This is a genomic window from Spirosoma endbachense (assembly GCF_010233585.1).
Classification (GTDB): Bacteria; Bacteroidota; Bacteroidia; order Cytophagales; family Spirosomataceae; genus Spirosoma; species Spirosoma endbachense.
The window spans coordinates 8,115,134-8,131,751 of record NZ_CP045997.1; the positions used below are offsets into that span (position 1 = coordinate 8,115,134).

Consider the following 16,618-nt stretch of genomic DNA (forward strand, 5'->3'; position numbering starts at 1 on the left):
CGTTTCACACATTGGGTTTTTCGGCACAGAAGAATCGATATTGCCATAAATTCTGCTGGTAGGCTTTGTACTGATAATGGGTAGACCAGGTATTATCGGTCTGTGTCTGATTACGAATACCGACCCATTGGAGCAACTTGGTAACGATAACACCCGGAAAGAACGAATAATACAATCGGCGAATACTTTTCACTACATGATCGGTTACGTTCTGTTGCCGACAGTTCACAAAACCTACCGCCGGCAGTGCTTCCCAGAATTCGTTGCTATCTGCATAGCTTTTGATGGCCCAGGTTGCAGTCCATTTTTGCATCAGCTGGGCCTCATCTGTGTCTGGAAGGACCCCATTGCTGAAAAAATCGGCGATCATCACCCGACCACCCGGTTTTAGCACCCGGAACGCTTCGCGGAGAAAATCGGCTTTGTCGTGGGCGTAGCAGATGCTTTCAATGCCTACAACCACATCGAAGGAGTTATCGGGAAACGTGGTGGCCAGGTAGTTCTGTCGCTCGAACCGACAGTTCAGAGCCACTTCATGTTTACTGGCATTGTTGGTAGCGGTTCGAACCTGTTTTTCGCTGAGCGTGATTCCTACTGTCTGACATCGGTATTGGCGTGCCAGAAAAATAGACATACCGCCTACGCCACAGCCTGCATCGAGGATTGTTTCACCCGGTGTAATCCTGGCAAATTCAGCCACTTTTCGATTCATATTAGTCAGTGCGTCGCGCAGCCGCCGGGTCGTGTTATCCCAGTAACCGTAGTGCATACACATCTTCGACTTTAGGTGCCAGACAATCTCATAATCGATCTGGCAGTCATCATAATAGTTAATTATTTCCTGTTCATTGATACTCTTTTGTTCATGAGGTACTTCTAAAGCTGGTGTCATATAGTGTAGAATAGTTAAAAGAGAAAGGGAATTAATGAAAGTCGTCGGCTAACAAAGCATCCAGTTTAGCGGCTACTGTCTGGTCAGGTTGATCGATAGGGAATTGACGCTCAGCGAGTTCGTTTAATTTTTGGCGGCTGTCGTCAGTAGGGTTGGCAATTTGATCGGCTACAGTCGCCGTCGCCAAATCATGTGCAAGTCTGGTTGCCGTAGAATCAGCGTCCAAATCCGTGAGTTGAGTGGTAAATGACCAGGCGTCAGTGACTTCAGCCCGGAACGTGGCAAATGCAGATTCGCGGGCAGGTTCAAAGGCCAGGCCAGCTAGCCAGCCGTAGTCGGGATGTATACGGCCAAGCTGCTCGATGAGCCTCATATAGATGTTGGTGAACAGTGTAATGATGTGCTGGTAATCTGATTTGAAGCCTGTTAGCTGTTGAGCTGTAAGGTTATCGGTCAATACCCGGATCAGGTCATAGGCTAGATAGGCATAGCCAGGAAGCAACAGGTGCTGATCAATAGTGAGTAGTCGTTGGTCAGATTGAAATACTACGCGCCAGGGCCCGGCAACGGCCTCATCTTTACCAACGTGATTGACCTCGTTAAAAAAACGATTGACGCTTTTCAGGTAGAGTGCGCCGATCGATGCATGATTGACAAATGCTTTTTTCTGAATGTTGTCGGCTACCTGTTTTGTTAAGTGGCTCCCGGCAATGGTAAAGAAACCAAGGGGGTGATTCAGATTCTTGAGGAGCTTTGTTAAGGCATCAAACCGTTCAATGGCCATGGTCAACGTTTGAGCCTCGGCCCCGGCCGATAGGGAAATGGCATTCTTTTGGTTGAGATAATCCGAGAGCGATGACGGCACAAAGAACTGATCCTGAGGGCTATCGTTGTAGGCTTTAAGCCCAACGTCGAGACCACTATTGAGTATAAACCGCGTAGCCGACTTAAGTAGTAAATTGCTTTCATTCACGGCATCCCATCTTGGAAATAAAGTACTTATCAGACTGAAATCCTCTGGATTAGCATTTTCAGCAACAGCTGGTGTACCCGGAATTTGCAACATCCGGGCGTATTGGTCACCGATCAGGAAGCGCATCAGCCGTGGTGTCAGATGCTTGATAGACGACCATTGCAATTTGCCGTCAACAAATTCGATGCAGGCGTAGGTCAGCGCAGCTCCTTCATCGGAAGGGGCGGCCTGCCTGTCCATAATTCGTTGTAATAAATACTCGCCATCAGCTTGTGTCTGCGTTACCAGATCGGGTTGAATGCCCAGGATGTGTGCTACGGTCTGCCATAAATAGAGATAACACCGTTCCTGATTGTCAGATACCTCGATGCCAAGTTGCCGGAGCCCGCTGATAATGACCGAACTAAAAATCTGGTGACCGAGAGCCAGGTCTTCCTGGTTGATGGGTTCACCAAACAGGCCGACATCCCAGGGCCGAAGTTTGGTGTAGAAACGAATTGCCGCGTGCATAAGCCGCACTTTCTGAACACTGATGATGGCATTACCGGTTGGCTCAAATCCATTTTTGGCCATCAGATTATTCACAAACTGAGCCGTTTCGAACAGCCGTCGTGTAAAGGGTTTGAGCGACTTATCATGCACGACCATGCGGCCAGCCTGATGCAGCACTTTAGCTCCATTGGCACAGGCATAGCTAAGCGGGAGCGATTTGCAATGAAGCGACAACAGAATGGGTATCATGCGATCTTCGAATTCATCAGCAGCTGTGTTCAATTCGAAGGGATCGCCCAGGTCGGCCGGAAGTTGACCCGATTCTTCGAAAAAAGGCTCGATAGCCCGCACAAGCTCCGGGCTAAAACCTTGAAATTTATGTGCTGAAAGCGTGGCGAAAGAGTCGTTTTGGGTTAGTAAGCGAAAAAGTTGATCTAATTCGCCTTTTAGACCAAGCTTCATAATCGTTCCAATGGTGGTATCGGCCAGCGGATCGCCAATCAGTCGTTTCTGGTTCAGAAAATCATCGGTCCATAGCGTGCGTGTGGAAGCGCTCATATTGTTAAGTCAAGGTTAGGGAGGTAGTTTTCAATGTAGCTACATTCTAATTTTTACACAATTGATTTTGAGTGAATTGTATAAGCGGAGCCCAGAGTTATTTAGTTTTTCGTCGGCTTGGGTTTCTTCTGCTTCAGATAGTCGTCGATAGCCTGACTAATCTGCTTGTATTTACTCTGTTGCTGGGTATAATTTCCTGTGTTGGCGTTAACCAGGTTAAATCCGGCACTCACATCCAGACAAATACGCTGCAAATTTTTGAGTTCGATGGTGGCTATATTCAGACCGTTCTGGGTTTGCCGGTTTAATTCATTCCAGGTTTGCGAAAAGAACTTGTCCCTGAATAGCATTTTATTGGCATTCAAGTATTGGCTAGCCTCCACATAGCGATCAGCGGCCATCTTAAAATAGGTATGATGAAGGCAGGATTCTGCCATTTCCGACGTTGGGTGTACTAGGGGCCACTGACTTAATGAATCAGCTTTTTTAATAAGTTGCGTAATGGCATTAAACGCTTTCTGGCGGCTTTTTGTCTGTTTGACTTTCTGACTGATTTCGGCCCGTTTGGTGCGTATACTATCTTTCCGGAGGAGCGTATCGGCCACTAAAAAACGATCCAGTTCGCTGTATTTCCTGAGGGCTTCAGGGTAAGCATTGATGTAAGTCAGCGCTTCCGCAGACTTCATTTTATCATTAATATCATCTTTTGTATTTTCCTCAAGTTCTTTTGTTTTACGTATCATCTCGTCCTCTAATTTTTCCTTCTGTTTGTCCATCTCATAACGTCTACCTATATATATACTCAGCCCCAGTTGAGCAACGTAAAGAAACGAAAAGGCGATCAGCGTCGTTTTAACCGCTCTAAATCGTCTGCCGACCGCAGCTTTGTAACTTACTCTAAGGAAATTTTGCTCGGCTGTCAGCAGCCAGTTTATAGCACCAAATACGCTCTCGAATGGCTCAAAGATCAGGAAATAGGTCCACGGCGGACGCTCTGTTTTGCCAAACCGACGCAGTATAGGACGCAGTATATATTTACCCAATATAAAATCCATGGTATCGATATTTCGATCTGCTTTGCTGAGCAGGGCGAGCATCTGGCTATTCGTCCAAAGAGACGGTTCTGGGTCGGCAGGATTATACAGCGTCGTATCATCCGCTAGTTTATTGCGCCGGATGAGCGAATCGGAACCCAGTTCGAGCAGAAAAGTCCGGAATTCATCCCACGAAAAAATCAGCGCTTCATGCGCCAGTTCAATATGACCTTCCTGCTTAACTGCATTTGAACTACTGTCGAGTTTGGGTTCTATTCTCTCGACGAGCCGGTTTTCTGTCAGCGCGTTGATCAGGCGTTTCGCTAGCTGGTCATACTTCTGACCAAACGATAGTTCACCATTGATAGTCGGAATTCTTCGTCGGACATAGGTTCCATTCTGATACGAAACAAAGCGAATCATCAGGTTTTTTCGAAATTCATCGATGTCGTGCTGATCTAATTCGAGATCGGTAGTCTTAATCTCTTTTAGTACATGCTCTTTCTTTTGCAGGACGGCTTCAATGCCTTTATAGTCCACCAATCGAATCGTGCGATCGATCCGGAAAGTACTGGAAAAGAGGTCGTCCAGAGCCAGTGAGAGGAGCGGTAATGCATTGGGATATAGTCGAAAATCATTGATGATTTTGCCAACTACTTCGCGTTCAGGCTGAAAAAAAACTTTTACGAGCTCAGCCGGACAGAGAATGATATCATTAAGGTCTTCAATACTGAAGGTGGGAACCAGGTATTGCTGCCAAAAGCCTGGTCTTACGGCTTCAACGGCGGTTTTGATGGGTTTTATGAATTCGATCCGTAACGTACCAATGATTCCCCGAACCTGTTGGGTGTCGATTAGTTTAAAGGCCTCCTGGAAAAAATTCTGAAGTACCTTGTCTTGTACACATATGTCAGTCTGGGTGGCGAGTTCCTCCATCTGGTCAATGACCAGAAACTGCTCTGGATGAGCCGAAAAGTTTGCCAGGCCTTCCATCGGATTTTTCCCCGGTCGAATCACTTTCAAATGGGGTTCTGATTCGATCTTGGGTAAAATTCCCGCTTTCACCAACGATGATTTGCCGCTTCCTGATGCGCCTACTACAACGACAAATGGATTGTTGAGTACCAGCGGTGTTAGTTCGTCGATCACGGTCCGGCGACCGAAATAATACGGTGCATCACTCGATTCATAGTCGAGCAAGCCCATAAATGGATTTCTGCGTTTATCCGTTGGAAGGTGTTTTGAGTTCTTGTTCAGGAAAACAAATTCTCCGCCATTATGACCCGAAAATGGGAAAATGCAGCAGACTTGCTGGAAGGGGTCCAGCCGGGGCTGCATGTAGTTTTGTAGTTCAAAAAGAGTGATAATGTCATCATTGCTATCTACTGTTTCCTGATCAGAACTCAACGCATCGCAGAGCTTATCGGCAAACGGTGAGTTCCCGTTTTCGAGCGTAACATTCATATAACTGTCTTTTGCCTTCTGGTCATAGGCCGTAGAGGTGAAGATCTGCCTGGCTTTGTAGCCGATAAATGCATTGAACTCTTCCTTGTTTACCTGTCGACTAACCCGCGATCCGGCTATTGCACGCTCAGTACCTGACGCAATAGCCGTGTGGGTTTCCAATTCTAGGGTTTTACTATCAGATCGTTTAAGGGTAATTGGACGAGTAAATTTCATGGCAGCCTGCTGAAACATACCTGCATAGCAGCAGTCCAGAACCAGCAGCAGTTGAGAAAAAGGTAGGTCGGCCAGATTGTGGGCTATTTCTTCCATGGAAATGGCCAGATCTGGGGCCTCTCCATTGTCGGTGGATACTACATCGACCGGAAGTAGGTAGCCCTGTTCAGTATCAGACTGGTTTACGTTGTATTCCTGCGCTGTCATTCCATGACCTGCGTAGTATATGACTACCTGGGCATCGGAAGGCAGGGATTTAAGGTCTTCGATAAATACGTTACGAAACTGATTTGCTGTCGGATTAGGAATACACACGACCGTAAAATTGTACCTTTCCTTTAATATCAACGCTAGTCGGTTGATATCATTGATGGGTGTTGATAGTTTCGGAATTCTGCTATCCTGATAGTCCTGAACTCCTAGCAGATAAGCGTGGCGGTTAGGAAACATACACGACAGGTTTAAGGTTGAATGGGCTCAAATTTTCTGCGCAATTCATCCGTTAATGGAGCTACTTTGCCGCTTTGAAGTAGCCGCAGTATTTTTCGGGGCGGTATGACGGTATAAAGTCCTGTTGGATCGGCGAGACGGATGTTTTTATCATCGGTCATGGTCAGATCGAATGCGCCATTCACCGGGCGACTCAGGACCGTCTCCCGAAGTATTTTGTCGTAACCCACCAGTGTTCGCTGGCGTGACAGTTCGGAATACACCACAAAAAACAGGGTCTCTCCGTCGTCATAAACGGGTGATTCCAGAGCCCCCTTGCTTAGTTTATTCGTTATGAGTGTACCGTCCTGATCCTGCTGGGTACGATTTGTCGAATACGTGTCGGTGCTACTGTAAACGATCTGATCACCAATGATATACAGGGTATTTGCTGCCGGAAGCTGCGTTGGGTCATATAAGTTGCTTACGAGGCCATCAGCCCCAAGTTCATAGTATTTTATCATATTGTTTCCCCCAGTCAGCGTGACTAGCTGTTGGCTGTTGGGGTGAAATCTTGCCGTAATCGTGGGCTCAAAAGATATCGTTTCTTTGGCAGGACCCAGCCCTTCTGATCTAACCTGCCAGAGTGAATCAATGGCACTCCCGAAAAAGTCGACGAACAGCCATTTTGAATTCGGTGAAAACTGGCAATCTGTAGCTTTAAAACGTTCAGTAAATGTGTGAATAACGCGAAAGCCGGTGTTGTCCAGCATCCGTAATTGACCAGAGCGTTTTTTATCAGAAAAAAGAGCCATTCTGCTGTCTGGCGAGAAAATGGCGTTTTCGAACGATTCCGATAATCCGCTTACCCGATTAAAGTGACCAAATCGGTCAGATTCCCATAACTCGGCGGGCTTGGCAGAATCGCGGGGGCGCAGGACGACATACCGACCATTCGACGCCATTGATCCAGTCCTGAAATCACCCCAGAAGATCGTCTCACATTGTGCCAGCCACCAGTCCTGTATCGAATACAGAACAATATGTGGCTTGTCCGCCAAATGCTGGACCATCAGGTAGTTATCGCCCACGAAGAAAACGTTAGTTGCTTTGGTTCGATAATGGCATGCGGGGGGCAGAATTAGCTGCTGCGTTTTCAAATCGATGGTCAGGGACGTTGTCGAATAAGGGTCGGCTTCATTCAGCATATCCATCGTAATCTGTTCTCCTGCAAACCGGGTCGATAGAGGAGACCCACTGATGGACAGCATGTAATACAGATCACTGTTTACCTTTCGCCAGATAATGTTCAGTCCTTTCCTGCCTCCACCATGGATCACGATATAGTGGTTATCGGGAGAGAACCAGATAGAGCCCTGGTCGGTAAATCCTTTAAGGCCAATGAGTTCGGTGTCGGTTACCTGGTAGATGCTGTCTATTTTAACCGTAGCCCCGCCCTTATTTAGCTTTAACTGAAGGGCCAGTATCTGGCCATCGGACGAAAGGCGTGGTAAATTGTCAAATTGATTAATAAATGTGTGAATAGGAATTAGATGGTCACCATCGGTTCGCCAGAGAATAACCGAATTGGATGAATCCCGCTTTTCCTCAGAATTAGTGTCATAGTAGAAATAAGTATAATAAGTGAAGAGGAGATGATGGGCGGCAATAAAATGATAGCCTCCTGGCTCCTTTTTTCCTATTGGGAGGGACGCCTGAAATCCTTTTATTGGCTGATAAGGAGGCACAGTCAGTTGCCGAAAAACAGAATCGACTTGCTGCTGGAGTTTTTGCGGAAGCGAATCTGACCTGACCGTATCGTTTTCTGACGCAAATTCATTGGATGACAGGCGCCTTGTTCTGTTTGTCTGATAGAGTCCCTGCTCAGAATTAGCAACCACCTCACTGATGATCCGGAGCACGGCAGCTTCGTTGCGGCTTGTGCTGTCGTAGGTATTCCGCAGAAATTCGAGCAGGCGTAGACTTTGAGTCAGATTGGTATCCGCTATGTTTCTGGCTTGCTGCAACCCTGCCTGAAAGGCAAGACGGACAGAATTAGCCCGAAGTTGGACGGCATTGTCCTGAAGTTGTTTACTATTTTTTTGCTGGGCATTCTGCATTTTATCCGACATGCCGGATGCTCCCAGGCTTTTTGCCAGCAGAAACGCCGAATAGGCAGCCGTGTATTGACGTTGCCGCATGAATGCGTCTCCTTGTTTTACCCAATAGCTCCTTGTTTCGGTCGTAGATACGATAGACTTTTTTTGGGAAGCCAATTTTAGAGGTGCACGTATTATCTGTCCAACTAAGCTATAACAACAGAATAGCAGAGCCAAACTGAGTGATATATAACGTCTGTACATGGATAGATAGGTTTAGGGAGCTTGTCTTGGGCATTTTTACAAACTAAAATACGATCACGGCCATCACCCCTGGTCATTTAGGGTGATAGCCGTAATAATCAAAATCCGGTCAGTGAATTGTTGCGCTGGCTGGCTTTTGAATCGTGCGGATCTGTTTTACAAATTGATAGGCCAAATCCAGAAAGCCAGCATCATTCGGATGCGTTTCGTCGTGCCAGTAGGTTGGTTTGGCCACAATGTGGCGCAGATCCAAATATGTTACCATGTCATCGAATTTGTCGGCTGCGGTTTTGAGCCGCTCATTAAACTCATCGATTACCAGGTTCAACAAGTCCTGCTGTACCTGTGGGCTGGAGATTCCCTTTCTGGTAAGTTCTGGGGCCAGCCAGTTCCGCTCTTCCGATACCGCGTTGACCGACCGGATATAATCATAACCATGTGCAATGATATACACGTTGGATTTTTCTCGCCGGATGACCTCGAACAGCGACTCATATTGAACCTGCATGGCATCAAGAGTTTGAAAAAACTCGTCGGTCAGCCACTGGCGCGGATTTGTCTGCGGCAAATCGGTTATGTCAAGAATGAACCGATCAGGAAACTGATCCATGAGGTCATTTAACCCACCGCTAAACAATAAAAACTGAGCGTCGGATTCGTCAATAGCCTGCAAAACGTCGTTTGGCTCAATGGTTTGGAGCGTGTTATCCGTCGAAGCAAGGCTATACACCAGATATCCATTGCTTAAACAGTCGACAATATCGCGAATCAGAAAGGGATACTGAAACCACGAATCGCCACTAGCGACGACCCGTGCCCGATTTGGGTAAACCGTTCGGTTTTCTTGAAACTGCCGGTTTCGAATGGATTGTGATACTCGACTGGCCAACGCCAAGGAGATATCTTCACCCAGGCCTTTCTGGCCATCCTGCTGGTTGATCCAGTATTGCTGAAGTTGAGGTTTGACCTGTAGAGTAGGCGATTGATTGGTGCTGGTCGTAAAATATAAACCCAGCGCACAATCGGCCAGCGCATCATCGGCAACTGTATCTGGTTGCGGACTGATCATCGCATGGAGATCATACTTACTAATTTTGTTGTACGCGGGGTTTTCCCAGCGCAGGTTGATCGATTGTGTCCACCAGGTAGGTAGAGCCACTGCCGTTGATGCACGTGATGCAGCTATGGCCTTCGTTCCTCCGTCCATTCGGTCGGCTAGAGTAGGCGGTGGAGGGAGTTCATCAAATTGCAGAAAATTCAGGGTAGACTCACTCAACACACCCGACGCATTCGCTGATTTGGTGGTAAAAATGAACAGTAATCGCTCGTCTACGGCGGGCCAATTATAGTCGTGTACAACGTTTTCTCCTGCCGAGGATATCGGAATCGAAATTCGCGTTGAATTATCGGCTCCTTCATAGGCATTCTGACCGATAATAACCACTTGATTTGGTACCAGTTCCGTATTTGTGTCCAGAAACTGGAGCCACGAACCAATGCCGTGTGTCAGGTAAACGACAGTGCAATACAATAACTGGTTTGTAGTGTTGGTAACTCGAACAACGACCTCATTCGTATGCGTTTCATCTCGTTCGATCAGCGTGATAGGCACAATAGGGCCATTATGGGCAACAGATGAACTGCCTTCCGGCACAACCTCGATTTTAACCCCTGGCCCAGTGGCTACCGGATTTTTTAAGGTTTTCAGATACGTCCAGCGGGAGAACTGACGAATATAATTTCCGAGTTTTTGATTGACATTTTTATCGGTAAACATGACCGGACTAACCAATGGCCGGAATTCATTGTCGGGCTGGTCTTCGGTGTTGGGAAGGGTTAAAAAATACCAGCCATTACGGGCATAAAGCGCATAATCAGCCGCCGATTCGTCTTCTTCGGGCACATAGCAGCTGCCCGCTCCGGCCATCAGATTGGTGATCATTTTTGCCTGCTCGGCCGGAGAACCATTTCGGCTGGAAAAGAAAATTCGCAGGGGTTTGCTCATCAACCCAGGCACATCGACGCGATAGACGATTGCTGGATCAGGCTGAACCGATACCGCTGAGTCTATTGACAAGCGTGCATAATCTAACCCTACTTCCGAGACGGGTGCAGTTAGTAACGGTTGCCCTATAGACGTTAGCAACTTAACTTCCTGGCCAGGTTGTAGCCCATGTAAAGCCCCGACGTTCAGATACCACCCACCTTGAGTTTCATTTTTACTTTGGCTAAACTGTGCCTGAACGGCGGGCAATTCAGTATTAACAGAACGGTTCAGAAAGGGGCTTCGCTTGAGTTTTTCGGGAATGCTGCCTGATGCGAACAGTTGGGGACGCTGGTCATACCCAAAACGCATGTACTGACGTGCGTGATCAATCAGAGATTCGTACGAAACGGCCCCACTATTAGCCTGTAATACAGACAACAGATTTTTAGTGAACACGCCTTCATTTTCTACCTCTAATGCCTTTTCGTCGGCTGCACAGGCCGACATTTGTATATGTATTGGCTCTGGAAGCCATTCCGGCATTGGCTGAGAATGAGCCTGCTCTTCAGAAATTTGACTGCTGAAAAGAAAAGCAGTCCAGGGGCGAAGCGGAAAAATATCTTGAATACTGCGTTGACGCGTGTCTTGTGCGTCCAGGTCGAGGAGGCTTCTTGTGTTATCGCCAGAATGACAACAATCAAATATGGCAACGGTATGCACTTTCCCTTCCTGGGCGACTTCATGAAGCAGGTACCGTAGTTCCTTGTCGGCCAGCAAAAAGTCCCAGCTGTTGGTTGTGTCGCCATTATAACAGGCAATACACTCTAAAACTCCACTCGATTCGTCCGACCAGATGGTCGTATCGACTCGTTCGCTGGTACCATGACCCGAAAAATAAAATAGAACTGTATCGCCTGATTTTGCCTGGCCGAGGTGTTCGCGGAAAGCGGTGATTAGTGCGGTTTTTGTCGCTTCACTATCTGTTAATATCTTGATGTGCGTATCAATATCGGTGAGTGTTTTTAGAAAATCAGCTACCTTTTTGACATCATTGACAGGTCCCTGAAGTGGAGAAATGGTATAAGTATTAATACCGACTAATAAGGCATAGGTAACGGTTTTAGAATGAGGGTCTGATTCCTCGGGAGGAATGGAGAGCGGATTCATGAGTGAGTCTAAGGTTAGAGGATAGAAATAACATATTAACTAACTGATAATCTAATTAATAAAGGAAATATAGACTAAAAAAATGAGATGCAATCTTCTTTAGTACGCCTTGTCCCAAATCCGAACATTTTTGGCCAGAATACGATATAATCGGATACATTCAGGCTTCTGAGCTTTCATGGAATTAGTAATAAACAGAAGAGAAGGCTTAAGTTATGTTCCTGATCGTCGCATACATCTAGGGGAAGTTCTCTTGATTGAAGAGCACTGGCACCCAATCCTAAACCACTAGTTTATTCCTCCATCCAATAACAACCAGTTCATGGTCCGGGCAGTCGGGATGGACAGGGCAGGCTTCTGGCGAAACGGATAGCCTATTACTGACTTTCTTTGAGAGCGTTTCATTATGTTAATGCCTGAGAACTTGGGGTCAATATGATGCAACGCTTTTTTGTGCTTGTCTGCGAGGCTAGGTTACTTAATCCAGAGTAGGTGATATTAAATTTCTGGTTCGTATGTAACTTTTTGTGTACTTACTTCATTGGAAACCAGTATCATATAAAAATCAGTAAAATTACTTTACATTAAAAGTGTAGAAAATACTCCTCATTTATTTGGCAATAATTCCACAATGCCCTACTTTTATACAACCTAACTTGGATTTGACCTATTTCTATGACGAAGAAAATGCTCCTGACGGCGCTTATTGCCGTCTCGTTTGGCATCGTTCAAGCCCAGACCGTACCTACCGTAACACAAGACATTTCTACCGTAACAGACAGTAAACCCGCCGTAACCCAAGATTTATCCACCGTAACTTCTAGTCAAAAGTCGTTTTACGAGCAAATTCCGCTCGTAGGTGATCTGATCGGCTTTGCTAAAGAACATCTCTCGATTCGTTATCGCTCGGGAGGGTCCAGCAAACGCGGTTTCGACTGCTCTGGTTTTACCCGGTTCTGCTTCAGCCAATTCGGTATTTCGCTTCCTCATTCCAGTGCTGCCCAGGGTAATGTAGGTCAGGCGGTTGATCAAGCCGATGCAAAACCCGGCGACCTGATTCTTTTTAAAGGACATAGCTCTGGCGGAAGCCACATCGGGCACGTAGGCCTGATTACCGAAGTTGTTGGCGACCGTATCAAATTTATCCACTCCGCCTGGAATGGGGGCGTCCGCTACGATTATCTGCATGCTTCTTACTATCAGCGTCGGTTCGTGGGCGTTCGGCGCGTACTTAATCTCCTGACAAATAAGTAGTGATTGGGCCGTTACCCAATCACTGTTAATCATCCAGTCTCAACGTGGTCCCGGCACCTTGTTGAAGAGCTGCTGCTACTTCGTCGGCATGGCAGATAATTACTTTCGATACGCCATTACCCAGTGCTTTAAAGGCATTATCCAGCTTCGGAATCATACCTTTGTTTATCGATCCAGCAGCTTTATGTTCAGCATAGAGCGAAGGAGTTAGTTCACCAATAACACTATGGTCGTCGGTTGGGTCAGCCAGAACACCTTTTTTCTCAAAACAATAAACCAGGGTAACGGCATTGTGCCCGACCATGTCTACGGCTATGGCAGAAGCCATGGTGTCGGCGTTGGTGTTCAATAAATCGCCTGTTTGGCTATACGTAATCGGGGCAAAAACCGGGGTTAAATTCTGACGCAGAAAAAACTGAATCTGTCCCGAATTCACTTCTTCAATGTCGCCCACCATCCCATAATCAATATCCTTAACCGGGCGTTTTTTCGCCAGAACCGTACCGCCATCGGCACCGGTCAGGCCAATCGCATTGATGTCGAGTGCCTGTAATTTCGCAACAATCTGTTTGTTGACGAGGCCGCCGTAAACCATCGTGACAACATCGAGCATGGGTTGGTCGGTGATCCGTCGCCCTTCGACCATGGTCGTTTGGATGCCTAATTTGTCGGCTACCTGCGTCGCAATTTTTCCTCCGCCATGAATAAGAACTTTCATGCCCGACACAGAAGCAAAGGCGGTCAGGAAACGTTTTAGAGCGGCTGGATCGTCGATCACATTCCCGCCTATTTTGATAACCGTAAGGGTGTTCATAAACACAAGAACGTTGGTTGGTGTCAGACAATAGACTCCCGTCTTAGAAAGTCGAATGTTCAGTTTCCAACGTCTATTTATATACTTTTTAAAATTTCTTTCAGGACTGCCTGCGCCGACCATTCGCGGTTAGCTGCCTGCTCAATGACGAGTGAATGAGGACTATCCAGCACTTCATCCGACACTTTCAGGTTACGTCGAACGGGAAGGCAGTGCATAAATTTGCCATTATTCGTCCGGCGAATATCGTCCATCGTGACTGCCCAGGAGGGATCCTGAGTGAGAACCTGCCCGTAATGCGTATAGGACGACCAGTTTTTACCATAGATGAAGTCGGCGCCATCAAAAGCTTCATCCTGATTATGCATGACACGGGCGTTGCCAACAAATTCAGGAGCGAGTTCGTAGCCTTCGGGATGTGTTACCACAAAATCTACGTTCCCTGATTTGGCGCGGGCATTCATCCACTCACAGAACGAATTGGCGACGGCCTGTGGCAGGGGCTTGAAGTGAGGCAACCAGGTCAACACCACTTTCGGGCGGGCCGGAATCAGACTCGAATTGGCTTTCGCTTCTTCAATGGTGATGCAATCGGCCAATGATTGCAACGGGTGGCGCGTTGCTGATTCCAGATTAACAATCGGGACGTTTGCATAGCGTGCAAACTGGTGCATGACCTGCTCTTTGTAATCTTTATCGCGGTCTTTAAGCTCAGCAAAAGCCCGAATGCCGATCATGTCGCAGTAACGGCCGATCACCGCAGCGGCCTCACGAACATGCTCGGCTTTGTCGCCATTCATCAATACGCCTTCTTCCATTTCCAAACCCCAGCTGTCTTGCCCGACATTCATGATCATGACGTTCATGCCGAGGTTCTGAGCTGCTTTCTGGGTACTTAGGCGCGTGCGGAGGCTGGAGTTAAAGAAAATAAGCCCAATGGTTTTGTTTTTCCCCAGGTGTTGATCGGCAAACGGGTTGGCTTTGGCATCGCGGCCAGATTGTATCAGGGCGTCGAGGTCAGTGACATCGGCGAGGGACAGAAAATTAGTCATTTATGTGTTACTGTAAAGGCAAAAAATACCTTGCAAAGCTTCTTTTGAAAGGCGCGGATAATTGTCTAATAAATCCTGCTCCGTCCAGCCGTCTGCCAGACGTTCTAACAGAAATTCAACGGATAAGCGCGTTCCTTTTATGACAGGTTTCCCCAATAATACTTTTTCGTCCGAATGAATATACTCCTGCCAGTTTATCATGAATGTAAGTTAAGCAAAGGTAAATCGCTTCGTTTTTTTTATGGGGCTATCATAACTAAAACAAGTTATGAATTAGGATACATTTACTGTCACCTGTAGCTTTACTGAAGTTTAAAAATGGATCTAAAAACAAGGTGTGATATGAACCGAATTATTAGAATTAGGGATTGCATAGCTGAACGATTTTCTGAAAACCATACACGAAATTTCTACGATTTTCGTGATTTTCTTGATATACTATTAATTGCTGATGCGGATAATAAAGATCGACTTGAAGAGCCTTTTTATACCTGCCCTAAAACCATTAATGGTTATTGGGTTGATGCTTATGCAAAAAATAAATTGGCAATCTTCGTCTATTCACTATCAGATCCAGATGCTCTGTCTGTCAAAAAAATACTGGATATGTAAATGAGTGGTGTCGTGTTCTCAAACCCGACACCACTCATTTTAAGCCGCTGTTTGCTCTGTTTTTAAACACTTTTCCAGCGCTTCCAGGAACATGTCGGCTTCGTCTGTACCAATAGCCAGCGAAGGCAACAACCGGATTATCGTTTTACCCGCTACGCCGGTAAATTGCTTATGCTCAAACAATAAGTTTTTACGCAGCGACTCAACCGGAAAATCATACTCGATCCCGATCATCAACCCTCGACCGCGCAATTCTTTATAACCACCAATCTGCCGAATACCGTTCATGAAGTAATCGCCCATACGAACGGCATTTTCGATCAGTCCTTCTTCTTTCATGATATCCAGTACAGCTATAGCGGCTGTGCAGGCCAGATGGTTACCACCGAAGGTGGTGCCAAGCAAACCATAGCTGGCTTTGAATTTGGGAGATATCAGGATGCCACCAATTGGAAATCCATTGCCCATGCCTTTCGCCATCGAAATGATATCGGCCTGAATACCACTGAACTGGTGCGAAAAGAACTTCCCTGAGCGACCGTAACCGCACTGAACGCCGTCCAGAATCAGGACCGTACCGGTTTCATCACACCGTTTCCGGAGGGTTTGCAGAAAGTCATCACTGGCGACATGTATTCCGCCCACACCCTGGATGCCTTCAACGATGACGGCTGAAGTTTCGGTTGTGATCGCTTCCCGAGCTGCTTCGGCGTCGTTGTAGGGCAGAAACGTAACGTGCTTGTTATAGTTGACAGGTGCGACAATGGATGGATTGTCGGTGGCGGCAACAGCGCCCGCCGTACGCCCATGGAAGCCTTTCCGAAAGGCAATTACCTGTGTCCGGCCATTGTGAAACGACGCCAGTTTGAGGGCGTTTTCGTTCGCTTCTGCTCCGGAATTACATAGAAACAGCGCATAATCAGGATGCTCTGAAAGGCTTCCCAGTTTATCCGCCAGTTCCTGTTGCTGAGGTATTCGGACAGAATTAGAATAGAACGAAATTTTATGAAGCTGATCGGTTAACGCCTGCACATAACGTGGGTGCGTGTGGCCGACCGAAATTACGGCATGACCGCCATATAGATCGAGGTAACGGGTGCCATTTGTGTCCCATAAATAGCTTCCCTGCGCCCGAACGGGTTCAATGTCGTAGAGCGGGTAAACGTTAAAAAGTTCAGCCATTGCCAGACCGAATAACCAATGTATCCGGCATTTACGATGATAATGATGACCAGGTTCTTGAAAACCAGTGCAAGTTTACGGAGAATCGGGGGGAAAACGGCGTTTAAACGCAAAAAGGAAGCCAGTTGG

Annotated in this window: 11 protein-coding genes; 2 read left to right on the forward strand and 9 right to left on the reverse strand. The window is 46.9% G+C overall.

All coding sequences use genetic code 11. The features are described 5' to 3' along the window. Nucleotides 1–4 precede the first annotated feature (4 nt). From GJR95_RS33005 to GJR95_RS33025, 5 genes are all read right to left on the reverse strand, one after another. Nucleotides 5–892: a methyltransferase domain-containing protein gene (locus tag GJR95_RS33005; protein ID WP_162389913.1), complete on the reverse strand. Its 888-nt coding sequence runs from the start codon at nt 890–892 to the stop codon at nt 5–7. A 31-nt stretch (nt 893–923) separates the two neighbouring features. Next, on the reverse strand, nt 924–2,915 hold the full coding sequence (locus GJR95_RS33010; protein ID WP_162389914.1) for an oxygenase MpaB family protein: 1,992 nt from the start codon (nt 2,913–2,915) through the stop codon (nt 924–926). Between the two features lie 101 nt (nt 2,916–3,016). After that, on the reverse strand, nt 3,017–6,079 hold the full coding sequence (locus GJR95_RS33015; protein ID WP_162389915.1) for an nSTAND1 domain-containing NTPase: 3,063 nt from the start codon (nt 6,077–6,079) through the stop codon (nt 3,017–3,019). 11 nt (nt 6,080–6,090) lie between these two features. Further along, the gene (locus tag GJR95_RS33020) at nt 6,091–8,259 is read right to left on the reverse strand and encodes a WD40 repeat domain-containing protein (RefSeq protein ID WP_162389916.1); all 2,169 of its coding nucleotides are present in this window, start codon (nt 8,257–8,259) and stop codon (nt 6,091–6,093) included. 271 nt (nt 8,260–8,530) lie between these two features. Further along, entirely contained in the window at nt 8,531–11,575 is a 3,045-nt protein-coding gene (locus GJR95_RS33025; RefSeq protein ID WP_162389917.1) for a caspase family protein, read from the reverse strand. 675 nt (nt 11,576–12,250) lie between these two features. Between GJR95_RS33025 and GJR95_RS33030 the strand changes: the two genes are divergently transcribed. After that, entirely contained in the window at nt 12,251–12,829 is a 579-nt protein-coding gene (locus tag GJR95_RS33030) for a C40 family peptidase (RefSeq protein ID WP_162389918.1), read from the forward strand. Between the two features lie 25 nt (nt 12,830–12,854). Here the strand turns inward: GJR95_RS33030 and argB are convergent, their stop codons facing one another. The 3 genes from argB to GJR95_RS33045 all read right to left on the reverse strand — a co-directional run bounded on the left by argB (nt 12,855) and on the right by GJR95_RS33045 (nt 14,896). After that, nucleotides 12,855–13,643, reverse strand: coding sequence for an acetylglutamate kinase (gene argB / locus GJR95_RS33035; RefSeq protein WP_162389919.1), 789 nt, complete (start codon nt 13,641–13,643; stop codon nt 12,855–12,857). 77 nt (nt 13,644–13,720) lie between these two features. After that, nucleotides 13,721–14,695, reverse strand: coding sequence for an N-acetylornithine carbamoyltransferase (locus GJR95_RS33040; RefSeq protein ID WP_162389920.1), 975 nt, complete (start codon nt 14,693–14,695; stop codon nt 13,721–13,723). Next, on the reverse strand, nt 14,696–14,896 hold the full coding sequence (locus GJR95_RS33045; protein ID WP_198424766.1) for a DUF433 domain-containing protein: 201 nt from the start codon (nt 14,894–14,896) through the stop codon (nt 14,696–14,698). Between the two features lie 141 nt (nt 14,897–15,037). On the opposite strand from GJR95_RS33045, the gene GJR95_RS33050 reads away from it, so the two are divergent. After that, complete coding sequence (locus GJR95_RS33050; protein WP_162389921.1) at nt 15,038–15,307, forward strand: hypothetical protein; 270 nt, start codon at nt 15,038–15,040, stop codon at nt 15,305–15,307. 39 nt (nt 15,308–15,346) lie between these two features. Here the strand turns inward: GJR95_RS33050 and GJR95_RS33055 are convergent, their stop codons facing one another. Beyond that, a complete protein-coding gene (locus tag GJR95_RS33055; protein WP_162389922.1) occupies nt 15,347–16,489 on the reverse strand; it encodes an aspartate aminotransferase family protein in 1,143 nt (380 codons plus the stop codon). Nucleotides 16,490–16,618: the final 129 nt, after the last annotated feature.